The sequence below is a fragment of the Pseudomonas sp. FW305-70 genome, from assembly GCF_058783925.1.
In genome coordinates this window covers 21,600-39,306 of sequence record NZ_JBYSYZ010000002.1, presented here as the reverse complement: position 1 = coordinate 39,306, position 17,707 = coordinate 21,600, and the positions used below count along the sequence as shown (strand labels likewise).

The window sequence follows — 17,707 nt, the reverse complement described above, 5'->3', positions numbered from 1 at the left end:
AGGAAAGCGAATGACGTACTCCGTAGTAATAAATTCAGGCAGCGTTTTGCTGATGTCGAAGGCGTTGTCGCCTGCGGCCCTGCAGGACAGCCTTGACACTGTCTTGTTTGCGCAACTCACCGCCGAGGAAGATTTTCCGAATGGTCACGCCCACGTCAAATGGGCCGAAGTATTCGTGGATACGCTGGGCGCTTGTGGCTGGCAGTTCCATGACCAGGGGGCAACCTCAGGAATGTTCCCTCGATCAGGCGTTACGATTTTTTCCGTGTATGACGCTGTGCATGCAGCCTTTCAATCAAGGCTGTCCGCTCAGCAAGTCCTTCTGATGGGAAGTGCTCTGCGCATGATTGCGCAACTGCCGGTACAGTCGCTGGGGGCTGGGGTTTTCCGTGAGCAATCGATATTGGAGAGTGGGACTCATTCAGTCGGTATCGAAGACAATCTCAAGCGTACTCATCGTGTGAGAGTGCTGGCAGGCGTAGTCGAGGCTGATGGTTTTTTAACATTGGCCACCGTGTTCTTTGAAACAGATCAGCCGATTGAAGGCCAGTTTATCGGGCAAGACTTCGCTTTGAATCGCGTAGCGGGAGGTGTGATGACTTCATTTCTTCACGCCCGATTTGCTGTCAACGAATACACGGCATTCCGAGAAGACACAGTGCGGTGGCTAGGGCCGCAACGGCAGGCACTGTGCATCAAGGTCGGCGAACACGCGGTGCAGCTTGCTTAGAGGGGGCTAAGGCACCAGATAGCCCCTCACCCCGGTGAAGATAATCTGCGCCGCCAGTGCGCATACGAATAGCCCCATCAAACGGCTGACGATCTGTAATCCCTGATCACCGAGAATGCGCTCGATTCGACTGGACAAAAACAGCACCACGCCCACCGTAAAACTGGCCATGGCAATGCCGACAATGGCGGTGAGTTTGTCGTCCCAGTGCGGCTGACTCACGCCCATCACCAGTAACGCACCGATGGTGCCCGGGCCGACGGTCAGTGGAATGGTCAGCGGGACGATGGTCACATCCTGCTGCACGTTGTCGGTCTGTACTGCCGATTTACCTTGTGCCATCCCGAGTGCCGAGATGAACAGGACGCTACCGGCACCGATGCGGAACGCATCCACGGTAATGCCGAAAACACTGAAAATCACTCGGCCGAACAAGTACAGCAGCACACTGGAGACCAGTGTGGCGACTGCAACTTTCCAGGCCAGTCGACGCTGTTCCTTGCGCGAATAACCACGGGTCAGGCTGATGAAGCAGGACAACACGAAGAATGGGCTGTAGAGCACCAGCATCTTCAGGTAAACGCTGAACAACACATGGAGCATGGTGCCGGGCTCACTGGCGAGGGAAGTCGAGGGGGAGTCTATCAGGGGTTGCGCAGTCTGTCGGCTCAGGACGTTTGGGTCGTTGCGCGATTCTGCTGGTCACGCTGGGCGACCCAGTGTTCGATCAATTCACGCAGTTGTGACAGTTCGACCGGTTTGGCCATGTGTCCGTCCATGCCGGCCTGGCGCGCACGCTCTTTGTGTTCGGCCAGGATGTGGGCGGTCAATGCCACCACGGGGGTACGGACCCGCTGGTTGCCGACTTCCCAGGCACGCAATTGCTGGGTGGCCGAGAAGCCGTCGAGGATCGGCATTTCGCAGTCCATCAGCACCAGGTCGTAACGCTGGGCTTTCATCGCCTGCAAGGCTTCTTCGCCGTTGCAGGCGGTATCCGGTTGCAGGTTGAGCTTGCTCAGCATGCCGCGGATCACCTTGGTCGAAATGCTGTTGTCTTCGGCCACCAGAATGCGGAAATCGCTGGGGACCTTGACCGGCGGGGGCGGGCCGCTTGGCAGTGATTGCGTGACGACCAGGCCTTTGTTGCGTTGGGTCAGTTCGTCGGCCAGGGTGGTCTTGAGGGTGTAGCCGGCCACCGGTTTGGCGAGGATGCGCTTGATCCCGGAGTTACGCGCAATGATCTTGCTCGGCGCATTGCTGATGCCGGTGAGCATGATCAGCAGGATGTCATGGTTCAGGCTCGGGTCTTCCTTGATCTTGGCCGCCAGTTGCATGCCGGTCATGCCGGGCATGTTCTGGTCCAGCAGGACCACATCGAAGTAATCGCGCAAATGCGCCTTGGTGCGCAACAGTGCCAGTGCTTCCTTGCCGGAAGGCGCGGCGCTGACGTTCAGGCCCCAGGCGCTGCATTGCTGCACCAGCACCTTGCGACAGGTGTCGTTGTCGTCCACCACCAATACCCGTGCACCTTGCAGCGGGCCATCGAGGTCGGAGGTCGGGTGTTCGAGGCGATCCGGATCCAGCGGCAGGGTCAGCCACAGGGTGCTGCCCTGGTTGCTGCCACTCTTGATGCCGAATTCCCCTTGCATCAAGCGTATAAGTTGCCGGGCAATCACCAGACCCAGGTTGCCGCCCAGGTGGGTGGCCGACAGAAAATGCCGGCTGTGCAGTTCGGCGTGCATCAGGGCGTCGCGTTCATCGGCGTCCATCGGCTCGCCGCTGTCCTGCACGGCGATACGCAGGCGCGGTTTGGTGTTGCGCTCGTCGAGCGCCACGACGATCAGGATTTCGCCTTCGTCGGTTTTTTTCAGGGCGTTTTCGAGCAGGCTCAACAGGGTCTGGCGCAGGCGTGTCGGGTCACCGCTGATCACTCGAGGCACTTGCGGCTGGATGAAGCTGATCAACTCGACGTTTTGCTGCTCGGCCTTGGCGCGGAAGATGCTCAGGCAGTCTTCGATCAGCGCGTTGAGGTCGAACTGCACATCGTCCAGTTCGATCTGCCCGGACTCGAGTTTGGAAATGTCGAGAATTTCGTTGATCAGTGTCAGCAGCTCGTTCCCGGCGCTGTGGATCGTCTGCACATAGTCGCGTTGCTTGACCGACAGCGGGGTGCCCAACAGCAGCTCGGTCATGCCGAGAACGCCGTTCATCGGGGTGCGGATTTCATGGCTGATCTTCGCCAGGAACTCGGCCTTGGCGTTGACCTCGGCATTGCTGGCCGCCAGGTCGCGGCTGATGCTGAAACGGTCTTCGGTGATGCGGCGCTGGCGCTCGCTCAACGCGATGCTCATCAGCAGGCCGCTGATGCAGATGAATACCAGCAAGGTCGTGATCAGGCCATGGGGTTCGACCAGGGTCAGCCCCAACAGCGCAGGCAGGATGACCAGGGTCCCGAGGTTGAACACCACCATGGCCGCCACGAAGAGACGCGCCGGGCGATAGCCTTTTTGCCAGTGATAGGCGCTGATGAACAGCATGGTCAGGCCAGCCAGGGCTACCAGGCCGTAGGTAATGAAGTTCAGCGGCAAGGTATTGACGAATAGCAGCATCAGGCCGCAAGCGGTGATGAGCAGGACCTCGCCGAGCAGCAACCGGTTCAGCGGGTGCGGCCCGAGCGGGGAGAAGAAACGATAGGCAAGCATCAGGCCGCAGGGCGCCGTCAGCAGCAATGCCAGGTAGGCCCCCGGCGTCTGCAGTGCGTGCCAGTCCGGTAGCCAGGGGCCGGCGAGGTTCAGCAACAGCAGCAGGCTGAGCATCAACAGCCCTTCGCACGTTGCCAGCCAGAGGGCGCTGTGCGAGCGGGTGTAGGCGTAGCGGATGAGGTTGTGCAGGATCAGCATGGCGATGCAACCGAACAGCAGGCCATAGATCAGCGTCTGGTTCTGGTTGGCAGCCGCGATGACCGCCGATTGCAGGGTGATGTAGGGTCGTAACTGGTGGTCGGAGGCCAGTCGCAGGTAGACGTCCAGCGGGCTGTCACTTTGCGGCAGCGGCAGCATGAAGTCGCTGCTGGGCAATGGACGCTCGGATTGGGGCTGTTCGTTGCCTGTGCTGGATTGGTCGATCAGCTTGTCGCCGTCCAGTACGTACATGTTGAACTGGCGCAGGTCAGGCGCGAACAATCGCAGCACCTGTTCGTGCTTGCCCGGTGCAAGCTTGAATCGCAACCATAGCGCCCCATCGGGTTCAGCCGCGGTAATGCGATCGAGTTCGATGGGGCTGAATTGATTGGTGTAGCGTGCGGAACGGATGTCGCTCAGTTGCAGGTCGCCCTGTTCGTCGAGCAATACCGCCCAGCCACTGCCTTGCGCGGCTTGGGCCGGTAGCATGCAGAGCAGGGTCAGCAATGTGACGGTTAAGCTTATGGCAATCCTGAGCCAGCGCACGGCGAAATCCCTTCGATAGGTTGATGCCAGAATATAACGATGCGCGGCGCCGGAATAGCCAGGCAATGAACCGTGTTCATTGCCTGGTGCGGTGTCTACCTTATTCCTGGCTTTCGCCGCGCTCGCGGGCAATGGCGCGGTAGCCAATGTCCTTGCGATAGAAACAGCCTTCCCAGTCAATCGTTGCCGCCAGCTTGTAGGCCTGCTGCTGTGCAGCGTCGACGCTGGCACCCATGGCTGTGGCGCACAACACACGACCACCGGCGGTCACTACCTGACCGTCCTTGAGCGCCGTACCGGCGTGGAAAACCTTGCCTTCCAGTGCGGCGGCTGCATCCAGCCCCTTGATGGCTGTGCCCTTGGCGTAGTCACCAGGATAGCCACCAGCGGCCAGAACGATGCCGACGCTCGGACGTGGATCCCATTGCGCTTCCACTTTATCCAGCGCCTGGGCCAGGGCGGCTTCGACCAGCAACACCAGGCTCGACTGCAGGCGCAGCATCACCGGTTGGGTTTCAGGGTCGCCGAAACGGCAGTTGAATTCGATGACTTTTGGGTTACCAGCCTTGTCGATCATCAGGCCTGCATACAGGAAACCAGTGTAGACGTTGCCTTCTTCGGCCATGCCGCGCACGGTCGGCCAGATCACCAGGTCCATGACGCGCTTGTGCACGTCGGCGGTGACCACTGGCGCCGGGGAGTAAGCACCCATGCCGCCGGTGTTCGGACCGGTGTCGCCGTCGCCGACGCGTTTGTGGTCCTGGCTGGTGGCCATCGGCAGCACGTTCTTGCCGTCGACCATGACGATGAAGCTGGCTTCTTCGCCGTCCAGGAACTCTTCGATGACCACGCGCGAACCGGCATCGCCAAAGGCATTGCCCGCCAGCATGTCGCGCACGGCGTCTTCGGCTTCGGCCAGGGTCATGGCGACGATCACGCCTTTGCCAGCGGCCAGGCCGTCGGCCTTGATCACGATCGGGGCGCCTTTTTCACGCAGGTAGGCGAGGGCTGGCTCGATTTCGGTGAAGTTCTGGTAGTCGGCAGTCGGGATCTTGTGGCGAGCCAGGAAGTCCTTGGTGAAGGCTTTCGAACCTTCCAGCTGCGCAGCGCCAGCGGTCGGGCCGAAGCAGTCGAGGCCGCGGCTGCGGAACAGGTCCACAACACCGGCAACCAGCGGCACTTCAGGGCCGACGATGGTCAGGGAAACGTTTTTCTCGGCAAAGTCTGCCAGTTGCTCAAGCGCCAGTACGTCGATGGCAACGTTCTCGCACTTGGCTTCGATGGCGGTACCGGCGTTGCCCGGCGCCACGAACACCTTCTGCACGCGCGGATCCTGAGCCACTTTCCAGGCCAGGGCGTGTTCACGGCCGCCGCTGCCAATGATCAAAACATTCATTTCAAAAACCTCGGATGACGCTAATTCTTGATAGCACCGCTGGGATGCTCTTATGTGGGAGCGGCGGTGCGACGATTCGACTTGCTCGCGAAAGCGGTGTTTCAGTCACATCAATATTGAATGTGCCGCCGTCTTCGCGAGCAAGCCCGCTCCCACAGTTGATCGTCGTATCAGTGGCGGAAGTGGCGCATGCCGGTGAACACCATCGCGATGCCGGCTTCGTCGGCCGCTGCAATCACTTCAGCATCACGCATCGAGCCGCCTGGCTGGATCACGGCAGTCACGCCCGCCTTGGCCGCATTGTCCAGACCGTCGCGGAACGGGAAGAATGCGTCGGAAGCCATCACCGAACCGGCTACCTGCAAGCCGGCATGTTCTGCCTTGATGGCAGCAATGCGCGCCGAGTTCACGCGGCTCATCTGGCCGGCGCCGACACCGATGGTCTGGCGATTCTTGGCGTAGACGATGGCGTTGGACTTCACGTACTTGGCGACTTTCCAGGCGAAGATCAGGTCGTTGATTTCCTGTTCGGTCGGTGCGCGCTTGGTCACCACTTTCAGGTCGTCGGCGCCGATCATGCCGATGTCGCGGCTCTGCACCAGCAGGCCGCCGTTGACGCGTTTGTAGTCCCAGGCAGCGGCGCGGTCAGCCGACCACTCGCCACAGGCCAGCAGGCGTACGTTGGCTTTGGCGGCGACAATGGCGCGGGCTTCTTCGCTGACGCTAGGGGCAATGATCACTTCGACGAACTGGCGCTCGACGATGGCCTTGGCGGTCTCGGCGTCCAGTTCGCGGTTGAAGGCGATGATGCCGCCGAAAGCCGATTCGGTGTCGGTGGCGTAGGCCAGGTCGTAGGCCTTGCGGATGCCGCCTTCGGCGTCAGGGCTGACAGCCACGCCGCAGGGGTTGGCGTGCTTGACGATCACGCAAGCCGGCTTGACGAAGCTCTTCACGCATTCCAGTGCAGCGTCGGTGTCGGCCACGTTGTTGTACGACAGCTCCTTGCCTTGCAGCTGGGTCGCGGTGGCGATGCCGACTTCGGCAGGCTTGGCTTCCACGTAGAACGCCGCGCTCTGGTGCGGGTTCTCGCCGTAGCGCATTTCCTGGGCCTTGATGAACTGGCTGTTGAAGGTGCGCGGGAATTCGCTGCGGCCTTCTGTGCTCAGGGTGTCGGCCGCCTGGTTCACGGTGCCCATGTAGTTGGCGATCATGCCGTCGTAGGCGGCGGTGTGTTCGAACGCCTTGAGCATCAGGTCGAAGCGCTGAGCGTAGGTCAGGCCGCCGGCCTTGAGGTTCTCGAGGACGCTGGCGTAATCGCTGGCATTGACCACGATCGCTACGTCTTTATGGTTTTTCGCGGCCGAACGAACCATGGTCGGGCCGCCGATGTCGATGTTCTCGATGGCGGTCGGCAGGTCGCAGCCTGGCTTGTTGATGGTGGCTTCGAACGGGTACAGGTTGACCGCGACCAGGTCGATCGGCTTGATGCCGTGCTCGTTCATGATTGCGTCGTCAATACCGCGACGACCGAGGATCCCACCGTGGATTTTCGGGTGCAGGGTTTTCACCCGGCCGTCCATCATTTCGGCGAAACCGGTGTAATCCGCGACTTCCACTGCGGCAACGCCGTTGTCCTGCAGCAGCTTGAACGTCCCGCCGGTGGAGAGGATCTCGACGCCCAGGGCTTCAAGCTCCTTGGCGAATTCGAGGATCCCGGTCTTGTCGGAAACGCTGATCAAGGCGCGGCGGATCGGCAGGCGGGTAGTCTGGTCGGTCATCTCAATTTCCATCAAAAGCAAAGGAAGTCAGCAAAAAAGGCGACCGGTTTTACGCGGGCGCCTTTCTGGTTTGATTGAATGCTTACAGCAAATCGTACTGCTTGAGTTTCTTGCGCAGCGTGCCCCGGTTCAGTCCGAGCATCTCGCTGGCCTTGGTCTGGTTGCCCTTGACGTAGTTCATCACGCATTCGAGCAGGGGAGCCTCGACTTCGGAGAGCACCAGGTTGTACACATCAGTGACGGCAGCGCCCTCAAGGTGGGCGAAATAATTGTGCAGCGCCTTCTCGACACTCCCGCGAAGGGTCTGGCCCTCTTCGCTCGGTGTATTGAGGTGCTGTTTCAAATTCACGTTGTCGCTCACGGGTGTTGTTCCACTCACTAAAGTCTCGGTCATCATCGTCATGCGGCCACCCACTCTCCGTCCCCTGTCAGGCTCTTGTAACGCTCGGCGAAAAACGCCCGAACGTTGGCGCATTGTGTATCCGTACCATCCAAACGATTGAAGTGGGCGCGAAACTCCCTGGCGCCCGGCAGGGTTGCGAGATACCAGCCCACATGCTTTCGAGCAATGCGTACACCCATGACATCGCCATAGAAGGCGTGCAGGGCAGCCAGATGCTCTAGCAGGATGCGTTCCACCTCGATCAGTTCCAGCGCCGGGAGTTTCTCGCCGGTACGCAGGAAGTGGTCGATCTCGCGAAAAATCCATGGCCGCCCCTGGGCAGCCCGGCCAATCAACAAACCATCGGCACCGGTCGCGTCGAGCACGTACCGGGCTTTTTCCGGCGAATCGATATCGCCGTTGGCGAAGACCGGAATCGACACCGCCTGCTTGATCGCGGCAATGGTGTCGTACTCGGCAACACCGGTGTACAGGTCGGCACGGGTGCGGCCATGCACTGCCAGCGCCGTAATGCCTGCCTGCTCGGCGATCTTCGCCACCGTCAGGCCGTTCTTGTTGTCCCGGTCCCAGCCGGTCCGGATCTTCAGGGTAACCGGCACATCGACCGCAGCCACGACGGCCTGCAGGATCTCGGTTACCAGGGTTTCATCCTTCAGCAGTGCAGAGCCGGCAGCCTTGTTGCAGACTTTCTTGGCCGGGCAGCCCATGTTGATATCAATAATCTGTGCGCCCATTTCAACGTTGGCACGGGCAGCGTCCGCCAGCATCTGCGCGTCCCCACCGGCGATCTGTACCGAGCGTGGCTCGGGATCACCCGTGTGGATCATGCGCATGCGCGATTTGCGGGTGTTCCACAAACTCATGTCGCTGGTGACCATTTCCGAGACGACCAGTCCCGCGCCCAAGCGCTTGCACAGCTGACGAAAGGGCTGGTCGGTGACACCCGCCATGGGGGCGAGAATCAAGCTGTTATGCAATGTATATGGGCCGATGCGTACCGCCGACATAGGACTTCCCTGTTGTGGGGCCGGATCATGAGAGTTCGAAAAAGGGTGGGCATGATACCCGCTCTCGATGACTGGATAAAGGCTGAATTGAACAAAATCTGAACAGTTATTCTGTTATTACCCGTGGTTTGGTTGGCCAGGGGGAGTCAGAAAGCCGACTTCAATCGGGGAGCGATGAAGCGTTTCACTCCGGAGAGTGGAAGCTCAGACTGTAGTTCACGGCCTTGGCGCCGGGGTCGAGAATGTCCAGGGCGATGTGGATCGGCGTCTGCGGAGGCATTTCCGCCATGCCTTCGAGATCGCCATTGAGGTACTCGCCGGGTTTGAAGCGGCGACTGGCGATCAGGTGGCCATTGAGGTCGGCGAAGCGCAGTTCCAGCAGCGGGAAGGGCTGGGAAAAGGTTGCACGGTTATAGATGATCGCATCGACCACCAGCGCGCCATTGAATTCAGGATGGCTGCGCACCACCAGGTTGCTGCTTTTGATTTTTGCAATGTCGACTTTGGAGGGCACCGTGCAGCCGATTTGCGGGCACAGTTGCTGGAACCACGGGCGATATTGATCCTGTCTCGCCAGTTCGTCGAAATGGTAGGCGATGTACTGGCCGGCGAGCGCGCCAGCGGCAATCAGCACCAGCAGCAACCACAACAGCCGTCGGCCCCAGGGCGAGCGGCGTTTTTGCCAGTCCAGTTGCAGCGGGTCGTCGGTCAGGTCTTGCAGCACTTCGGCACGCGGGCCTGCCTCGCTGCGTTCGCGTCGCTTGCGCAACGGTTCGATCGAGGGCAGGTTGTCGTCGATTTCGTTCTCGTCGGCGGCCGACAGGCGTTCGTGGTGCAGTGGCGCATCGAGTGGGTCATGCAAGCGCAACTGGGGTGGCTGCAGTTCGTCGTCGAGATCGACCGGTTCCAGGGACAGCGAAGGTTCGGTGCGCGAGACTTTGCCCGGTTCAGCCGTCGGCTCTGGCAATTCAGGGTGGTCTAACGGTTCGTCGACTTGCGCGCGATCGGCCGCCGACTCACTGAACAGGCTGTCGGACCAGGGCTCCTCGTCATCCTGCCCGGTGCTGTCGCGACGGGCGCTCAGCGAGTCGTCGCGATGGCGGCCGAGCTCGGTGGCCGGCTGGATTTCCCGCTGTTCGAGCCGGGCGAGTTCTTCGTCGAGGTCGAGACTGTCCAGGTCCAGTTCAGTCACGCTCCATTGCTTTTGGCTGATGACGCGCGGTGCCGATGGCTCGAGCGGTTCGGCAGGCTGCACAGGCGGTAGCGGCGCCGCTACCGGTGGTTCCTTGCCGGCCTGCTCAAGCAATTGCCTGGCGGCATTGAACACCTGCAGGCAGGAGCCGCAGCGAACCACGCCGCGAGCCATGCTCAATTGGGCATGGCTGACGCGGAAGCTGGTTTGGCAATGCGGGCACTGAGTGACGAAGCTATCGGTCATGCGGCATTCCGGATTATGCAGGCGGACATTCTAGCGCCGACGGCCAGTGATGCGCACCCAGCCATCGCGATTGGCGATCGGATCCAGGTCGAAGTCCTTGGCGTAGGCGGCAGCGACTTCGTCACCCTGTTCGGCGAGGATGCCCGACAGCGCCAGGCGACCGCCCGACTTGACCAGGCCGGACAGCTGCGGCGCCAGGGAAACCAGCGGGCCGGCGAGAATGTTGGCCACCAGCACATCGGCCTGAACCTGCGGCAAATCTTCCGGCAGATACAGTGGGAACAACTCATCAGCGATGTTATTGCGCCCGGCGTTGTCGCGGGACGCTTCCAGCGCCTGCACGTCGATGTCGGTGCCCACGGCTTCCCTGGCGCCCAGCAACAGCGCGGCGATCGCCAGGATCCCCGAACCGCAGCCGAAGTCCAGCACGTTGCAGTCTTTCAGGTCCTGACCGTCGAGCCATTCCAGGCACAGTGCGGTGGTCGGGTGGGTGCCGGTGCCGAACGCCAGGCCCGGATCAAGCAACAGGTTCACTGCGTCAGGTTCCGGCGCGGCGTGCCAGCTCGGCACGATCCACAGGCGCTGGCCGAAACGCATTGGCTGGAATCCGTCCATCCAGCTGCGTTCCCAATCCTGGTCTTCGATGACTTCGCTGTGGTGTTCAGGCAGCGGGCTGCCGGTCAGCAGCTCCAGGTGGGCCAGTACCGGGCCGGGCTCGGTGCCACCTTCGAACAGGGCCAGCAGGTGCGTGTGCGACCACAGCGGCGTGGTATTGAGTTCCGGCTCGAAGATCGGCTGGTCTTCGGCGTCCATGAAGGTCACCGACACGGCGCCCACTTCAAGGAAAGCGTCTTCATAGGTTTCGGCTTGTTCTGGGCTGATGGCGAGACGTACTTGCAGCCAAGGCATGGCGGGCACCTTTGAAAAATGTTGATTGCAGCCAGGCGGGCTGCGAGAAGGACGCAAGTTTACGCGAGAGCGGGGGTTTTGTGGGAGTCCGCTGTGCCTGTGGGAGCGGGCTTGCTCGCGAATGCGTACTGTCTGTCGCATTGATGTTGGATGTGCCGACGTCTTCGCGGGCAAGCCCGCTCCCACAGGGATTGTGCAAAGCCACCTATCTGATGAAATGTCCAGATACAACAAAGCCGCCCGGAGGCGGCTTTGTCATGTGCCAGCTAAAGCTTAGTGCTTCTCGCCAGCCAGCTTGTGCTCGAGGTAGTGAATGTTCACGCCCCCTTTGCAGAAGCCTTCATCGCGGGTCAGGTCGCGGTGCAACGGGATGTTGGTCTTGATCCCGTCAACCACGATCTCGTCCAGCGCATTGCGCATGCGCGCCATGGCTTCGTCACGGGTTGCGCCGTAGGTGATCAGCTTGCCGATCAACGAATCGTAGTTCGGCGGAACGGCATAGCCACTGTACAGGTGCGAGTCGACGCGAACGCCGTTGCCGCCTGGAGCGTGGAAATGCTTGACCGTGCCAGGGCTCGGCATGAAGGTTTTCGGGTCTTCGGCGTTGATCCGGCATTCCAGCGCGTGACCGCGGATGACCACGTCATCCTGGGTGAACGACAGCTTGTTGCCGGCGGCGATGCTGAGCATCTCCTTGACGATGTCGATGCCGGTGACCATTTCCGAAACCGGGTGCTCTACCTGGACACGAGTGTTCATCTCGATGAAGTAGAAACGACCGTTTTCGTACAGGAACTCGAAAGTGCCTGCTCCACGGTAGCCGATGTCGATGCACGCCTTGACGCAGCGTGCGAGGACTTCCTGACGTGCGTTCTCGTCAATGCCCGGTGCCGGCGCTTCTTCAAGAACCTTCTGGTGACGACGTTGCAGCGAGCAATCGCGGTCGCCCAGATGGATAGCCTGGCCCTGGCCATCGGAAAGAACCTGGACTTCCACGTGGCGTGGGTTGGTCAGGAATTTTTCCAGATAGACCATCGGGTTGCCGAACGCCGCGCCTGCTTCGGAGCGGGTCAGTTTCGCCGAGGAAATCAGGTCTTCTTCCTTGTGCACAACGCGCATGCCGCGACCACCGCCGCCGCCAGCGGCCTTGATGATCACCGGGTAACCCACTTCGCGACCAATGCGCAGAGCGGTTTCTTCGTCTTCCGGCAGCGGGCCGTCAGAACCCGGAACGGTCGGTACGCCAGCTGCGATCATGGCGTGCTTGGCCGATACCTTGTCGCCCATCAGGCGAATGGTTTCGGCTTTCGGGCCAATGAACGCGAAGCCGGATTTCTCGACCTGTTCGGCGAAGTCGGCGTTTTCCGCAAGGAAGCCGTAGCCCGGGTGAATGGCGGTGGCGCCAGTCACTTCGGCTGCGGCAATGATTGCCGGAATGTGCAGGTAGGAGTGGGCGGCCGATGCCGGACCGATGCAGACGGATTCGTCTGCCAGTCCCAGGTGCATCAGTTCCTTGTCAGCCTTGGAGTAAACGGCGACGGTCTTGATGCCCATTTCTTTGCAGGCGCGCAGGATCCGCAGGGCGATCTCACCGCGGTTGGCGATCAGAACTTTTTCCAACTTCGCAGTCATCAAAGGCTCTCCGCGGTTCAAACGATGGTGAACAGCGGTTGGTCGTACTCAACCGGCTGGCCGTCTTCGACGAGGATGGATTCGATCACACCGCTGGTTTCAGCTTCGATGTGGTTCATCATCTTCATGGCTTCAACGATGCACAGGGTGTCGCCTTTCTTCACGGTCTGGCCGACTTCAACGAAGGACGGCGAGGTTGGCGAAGACTTGCGGTAGAACGTACCGACCATCGGCGAACGGGCAACGGTGCCGTTCAGCGCTGGTGCGGCGGCAGCAGCAGGTGCGGCAGCGGCAGCCGGAGCGGCGGCAGCGACAGGCGCAGCAGCCGGAGCATGCATTGGAGCCGGCGCGTAGTACTGTTGAGCCGGGGTCTTGCTATGACGGCTGATGCGTACGGACTCTTCGCCTTCCTTGATCTCGAGCTCGTCGATGCCGGACTCTTCCAGCAATTCGATCAGTTTCTTAACTTTACGGATATCCATGAATCATCAACTCCCAAGGGTCGGTCAGGGGCGGTTAACTTGTTGTTCAAGCTGTTCCAGGGCGGCCTCCAGGGCCAGTCGATAACCGCTGGCGCCAAGGCCGCAGATCACTCCCACCGCTACGTCGGAGAAGTAAGAGTGATGGCGGAAAGGTTCGCGTTTGTGCACGTTGGACAAATGCACTTCGATGAATGGGATGCTCACCGCCAGCAGCGCGTCACGTAATGCGACACTTGTATGTGTAAAAGCTGCCGGGTTGATCAAAATGAAGTCCACGCCTTCGCTGCGGGCAGCGTGAATACGGTCGATCAATTCGTACTCGGCATTGCTTTGCAGGTGCAGCAAATGGTGACCGGCTTCGCGGGCACGGCGTTCCAGGTCCTGGTTGATCTGCGCCAGCGTCGTGGCGCCGTAGGTGCCCGGTTCACGAGTGCCGAGCAAGTTCAGGTTGGGTCCGTGCAGAACCAGTAGGGTCGCCATCGGCTGTTCCTTTATTTTCTGTGAGCAATTGTCAGAACCCGGCGACTATGCCGCAAAGCCTTTGTGACTGTCCAGTTCTCTGCAATAGGCAGCACGATGACCGATGTTTGCGCGAAATATATGACTGCTTGATTAAATGCGGTCATTCGCCCTGGTAACACGTTCGGCGAAGTCCCTGGCGTTGATCTCGCCGATCACCCGCACATCGACGCGTTCGACGCCGTCCTTGCCGAAAAACATCAGGGCCGGGGGGCCGAACAACTGGTAGCGGTCGAGCAAGGCGCGTTGCTCGGCGTTGCTGGCGGTGATGTCGAAGCGGATCAGCCGGTAACCCTTGAGGCGTTCGATGACGACAGGGTCGTCCAGCACCTCACGCTCGATGACTTTGCAACTGATGCACCAGTCGGCATACCAGTCGAGCAGCAGCGGTGTGCCGGAGGAGCGTGCGTCGGCGAGTGCGCGGTCCAGATCGGCTGGCGTGCTGACGGTTTGCCAGGCGCTGGTGGTTTGCTCCTGGCCGCGGTTGTCGACGATGCGAGGCTGGCCTATCGGGTTGAACGGGTCGGTCTGGCCGCTGAACGCGCCGTACCAGCAGGCCAGCCCGTAAAACACCAGGAACATGCCGAGCAGCTGTCCGAGACGTTTGCGTGGTGGTTTATAGACGAACTCCAGCGCCCCCATGAACAGGCCGACACCGCCGGCCAGCAAACCGATCAGCAGCAAGGTGACCTGGCCCGGCAGGACGCGACTGAGCAGGCCGACGGCCAACCCGAGCAACAACACGCCAATCGCGTTTTTCACGTAGACCAGCCACGGACCGCTTTTTGGCAACCAGGCTGCGCCACCGGTGGCCACCAGCAACAGCGGTGCCCCCATGCCGAGGCCGAGCATGAACAGTTTCAGGCCGCCGCCCAGCGCATCGCCACTGGCGCTGATGTACAGCAACGCGCCGGCCAGTGGTGCCGAAACGCAGGGGGAAACCAGCAAGCTGGAGACCACGCCCAACACCGCGGCGCCCCACAGTGACCCGCCTTCGGTGCGACCGGCGATGCGGTCCAGGCGACTGCTGATGGCGTGCGGCAGCTTAAGTTCGAAGACGCCGAACATCGCCAGCGCGAACAGCGCAAAAAACATCGCAAAAGGCACCAGCACCCAGGCCGATTGCAGCCGCGCCTGCAGATTGAGCTGGGCACCGAACAGGCCCATCAGCGCGCCGAGCAGGGCAAAGCACGCGGCCATCGGCAGGACATAGGCCAGTGACAGATTGAAACCGCGCCAGCCACCGACCTGGCCGCGCAGCACCACCCCGGACAGGATCGGCAGCATGGGCAGCACGCAGGGTGTGAACGTCAGGCCCAGGCCCGCGAGGAAAAACAATGCCAGTTCGCGCCAGCTCCATTGAGATGCCGTCGTCGTCGTCGTCGCCGCGCCGCTGCCGTCGATGCTCAGGCGCTCGGTCTCCGGCGGATAGCACAGGCCTTTGTCGGCGCAACCCTGATACGTCACGGCCAGGGTGAAGGCCCGCTGATCGGTGCGCGGTAGTTCGACGTCGAGAATGCCGTGGTACACCTCGACGTCGCCGAAGTACTCATCGTGCTTTTTCTGGCCATCGGGCAGTTTCGCCGCACCGAGCACGACTTCGGCCGGATCGGCGCGAAACTGGAAGCGGTGACGGTAGAGGTAATAGCCTTCAGTGGCGACGAAGCGCAGCTTGATCGATTGCGGCGTGCTTTCTACCAGGCTCAACTGGAAGGCTTCGCGCACGGGCAGGAAGTCGGCGCTGTTGTTGATCGAGCCCAGGGTCGAATTGGGACGATTTTCCAGCAAGCCGGTGGCGCTGGCCGGCAGGGCGAACACTAAAAGCAGCAGGCAGAGCAAACGGCGCATGACGATCTCGCGTATCGGAATGGGGGGATGATAGCGGACAGTGGGCCGGTGTACAGGGGGAGTTTTGCGGTGGGTTTTCTGACGCTTTCGCGAGCAAGCCCGCTCCCACAGGTGACCGCGTTCTTTCATGGAGGTGCGGTTAAATGTGGGAGCGGGCTTGCTCGCGAAGGCGGTCGGTCAGACGCGGAAGGCTTGAACGGCGGTGTGCAATCGCCCACCCAGCACCAGCAGGTTCTCCCCTTGCTCACGACCTTCGCCAATGCGCAGCAAGTTATCCCCGCCCAACTGATGAATCCGCTCGCTGTGATCACGAATCTCGCTGACCGCGCCGCTTTGCTGGGCGGTGACATCGGCGATGCGCACCGCCGTGTCGGAAATGGTCTGGATCGCCCCGACGATTTTATCCAGCGCGCCATCGGCGGCCTGGGCCTGGCTGGCCGTGGCTTCGGCGTGTTCGACCTGGGCACGCATGCCTTCCACCGACTGCCGCGCGGCGGTTTGCAGCCCGGCGATCAGCGTCTGGATTTCTGCCGTGGCCCCGGCGGTACGTTGCGCCAGTGAGCGCACCTCTTCCGCCACTACGGCAAAGCCGCGGCCCATTTCCCCGGCCCGGGCCGCCTCGATGGCAGCGTTCAAGGCCAGCAGGTTGGTCTGGTCGGCGATCGAGCGGATCACCGTCAACACGCCGCCGATGGTGGCCGACTCCTCGGCCAGGTGTTCGATCATTTGCGCATTGCCTTGCACTTCATCCACCAGCGCATGCAGGCCGGTAAGGCTCAGGCCGATGACTTTCTGTCCGTGCTCCACGGCCAGGCCGGCGTGGCGGCTGGCGTCGGCGGCCTGGCTGGCGTCACCGGCGACTTGCTGAATGGTCGCTTCCAGTTCGCTCAGAGAGTCGCGGATCAGCGCCGTGTCGCCGGCCTGATGTTGCGCACCGTCATGCAAATCATTGCTCAGGTCCGCCAGGGTGCGGCTGCTGCCGGCCACTTGCTGTGCATTGAGGCGGATGGTCCCTACCAGGTCCACCAGATAAGCGCGCAGGCGGTTGAGCGAGGCTTCAATGTCATGCAGTTCGCGGTTGGTGTTGCCCAGTTGAATGTCGCGGCTGAAGTCACCTTCGGCCCAGGTCGACAGGGCCGGGGCGAGGTTGGTCAGGGTCCGGGCCAGTTTGCGCTGCAAGGTGTCGATCAGCAGCGCGATCAACAGAATCAAGCCGATCATCACGCCTTGCATCAGCCGTACTTCACCCTGGATCTGCCCGTGCTGGGCGCGTATCACCGGTTCCAGTCCGGCGATGGCCTGTTGCACGTCGGCGATTTTCAGGTGAGTCGCGCTGCTCAGGTCAGCGCGTTTGCCGATTTGATCGCGGGTGCGCGCGAGCTCGGCCGGGTAGCGGGTGAGCAGGCTGTTGAGCTCTCGCTTGAGGCCGACGCCGGCATCTTCGGCGACGGTTTTTTCCTGGTGCTCAAGACCCATCATCGCGGCGAAATCATCGGCGTTCGATTCGCTGCTGGAGGTCACCCCCAGCAAGGGCAGGGCATCGAGCTTTTCTGCCTGGGTGCGGATGTTGGTCACTTCACGTTCGACGTCGGCGGCCAGCTCGCTGCGGCCGCTACTGACCAGTTTGTCCCGCGCCAGGGACAACTTGCCCAGGTGCTGCGATGCGATGAGCAGCGGCGTCAGATAGGCGGCATTGCCACTGGCGTACTGGCTGAGCTGATCGAGACTGGCACCCAGTTCCCGTTCGGCCTGCAGCAGCAGGGCCTGCGGATCGCCGGCCAGTTTGCCGGCGGCCAGCAGGTCGGTTTTGCTGAATTCTTCAAGGGTCGACAGGCTCGGGCGCAAGGCCTCGGCCAGGGCGGGTGGCAATTCGCCGAGTTGTTTTTGCAGGCTGTCGATGCCTTGGGCGGCACTGTTCAGGCGCAGGGCATCGCCGCTGCCAAGGTAATCCTCGACGCTGCGGGCGACTTCATTCTGAAACTGCTGCGACAGGCCCAGGTAGCGCTCCATTAATAGATACGGACGCTCAAGGGCTTTTTGCGACCACCACAGCGTAGCGCCGAGGGCCACGCACACGGCCACCAAAAGGAGGGTATTGAGATTGGTCAGCAGCTTCAGG

The 17,707-nt window shown here is 61.3% G+C and carries 14 protein-coding genes; 1 reads left to right on the top strand and 13 read right to left on the bottom strand.

Going from position 1 to position 17,707, the window contains the following annotated elements; translation table 11 throughout:
• Positions 1-10 precede the first annotated feature (10 nt).
• The gene (locus tag AC3WN7_RS01715) at positions 11-730 is read left to right on the top strand and encodes a hypothetical protein (protein WP_095964760.1); all 720 of its coding nucleotides are present in this window, start codon (positions 11-13) and stop codon (positions 728-730) included.
• A gap of 6 nt (positions 731-736) precedes the next feature.
• On the opposite strand, the gene AC3WN7_RS01710 is transcribed toward AC3WN7_RS01715, so the two are convergent.
• The 13 genes from AC3WN7_RS01710 to AC3WN7_RS01650 all read right to left on the bottom strand — a co-directional run bounded on the left by AC3WN7_RS01710 (position 737) and on the right by AC3WN7_RS01650 (position 16,809).
• On the bottom strand, positions 737-1,333 hold the full coding sequence (locus tag AC3WN7_RS01710; protein ID WP_007971378.1) for a MarC family protein: 597 nt from the start codon (positions 1,331-1,333) through the stop codon (positions 737-739).
• 65 nt (positions 1,334-1,398) lie between these two features.
• Positions 1,399-4,176: a hybrid sensor histidine kinase/response regulator gene (locus AC3WN7_RS01705; protein WP_095964761.1), complete on the bottom strand. Its 2,778-nt coding sequence runs from the start codon at positions 4,174-4,176 to the stop codon at positions 1,399-1,401.
• Between the two features lie 100 nt (positions 4,177-4,276).
• A complete protein-coding gene (purD, locus tag AC3WN7_RS01700) occupies positions 4,277-5,572 on the bottom strand; it encodes a phosphoribosylamine--glycine ligase (RefSeq protein WP_095964762.1) in 1,296 nt (431 codons plus the stop codon).
• A 170-nt stretch (positions 5,573-5,742) separates the two neighbouring features.
• Entirely contained in the window at positions 5,743-7,350 is a 1,608-nt protein-coding gene (gene purH, locus AC3WN7_RS01695) for a bifunctional phosphoribosylaminoimidazolecarboxamide formyltransferase/IMP cyclohydrolase (protein WP_015093300.1), read from the bottom strand.
• 82 nt (positions 7,351-7,432) lie between these two features.
• The gene (gene fis / locus AC3WN7_RS01690) at positions 7,433-7,753 is read right to left on the bottom strand and encodes a DNA-binding transcriptional regulator Fis (RefSeq protein ID WP_015093301.1); all 321 of its coding nucleotides are present in this window, start codon (positions 7,751-7,753) and stop codon (positions 7,433-7,435) included.
• Positions 7,750-8,760, bottom strand: coding sequence for a tRNA dihydrouridine synthase DusB (dusB, locus tag AC3WN7_RS01685; RefSeq protein ID WP_015093302.1), 1,011 nt, complete (start codon positions 8,758-8,760; stop codon positions 7,750-7,752). The genes fis and dusB overlap by 4 nt, the downstream gene beginning before the upstream one ends.
• 184 nt (positions 8,761-8,944) lie before the next feature.
• Positions 8,945-10,198, bottom strand: coding sequence for a DUF3426 domain-containing protein (locus AC3WN7_RS01680; protein ID WP_102673126.1), 1,254 nt, complete (start codon positions 10,196-10,198; stop codon positions 8,945-8,947).
• 30 nt (positions 10,199-10,228) lie between these two features.
• Positions 10,229-11,107 carry a 50S ribosomal protein L11 methyltransferase gene (gene prmA / locus AC3WN7_RS01675; protein ID WP_095964764.1) on the bottom strand — a complete coding sequence of 293 codons (879 nt, stop codon included), beginning with the start codon at positions 11,105-11,107 and terminating at the stop codon, positions 10,229-10,231.
• 273 nt (positions 11,108-11,380) lie between these two features.
• Positions 11,381-12,739, bottom strand: a complete 1,359-nt coding sequence (accC, locus tag AC3WN7_RS01670; RefSeq protein WP_095964765.1) for an acetyl-CoA carboxylase biotin carboxylase subunit — start codon at positions 12,737-12,739, stop codon at positions 11,381-11,383.
• Between the two features lie 17 nt (positions 12,740-12,756).
• A complete protein-coding gene (accB, locus tag AC3WN7_RS01665) occupies positions 12,757-13,221 on the bottom strand; it encodes an acetyl-CoA carboxylase biotin carboxyl carrier protein (protein ID WP_095964766.1) in 465 nt (154 codons plus the stop codon).
• Between the two features lie 24 nt (positions 13,222-13,245).
• Positions 13,246-13,701, bottom strand: coding sequence for a type II 3-dehydroquinate dehydratase (gene aroQ, locus AC3WN7_RS01660; RefSeq protein WP_007971361.1), 456 nt, complete (start codon positions 13,699-13,701; stop codon positions 13,246-13,248).
• A gap of 132 nt (positions 13,702-13,833) precedes the next feature.
• Positions 13,834-15,588: a protein-disulfide reductase DsbD gene (locus AC3WN7_RS01655; protein ID WP_095964767.1), complete on the bottom strand. Its 1,755-nt coding sequence runs from the start codon at positions 15,586-15,588 to the stop codon at positions 13,834-13,836.
• A gap of 177 nt (positions 15,589-15,765) precedes the next feature.
• Complete coding sequence (locus AC3WN7_RS01650; protein ID WP_442963888.1) at positions 15,766-16,809, bottom strand: methyl-accepting chemotaxis protein; 1,044 nt, start codon at positions 16,807-16,809, stop codon at positions 15,766-15,768.
• Positions 16,810-17,707 lie beyond the last annotated feature (898 nt).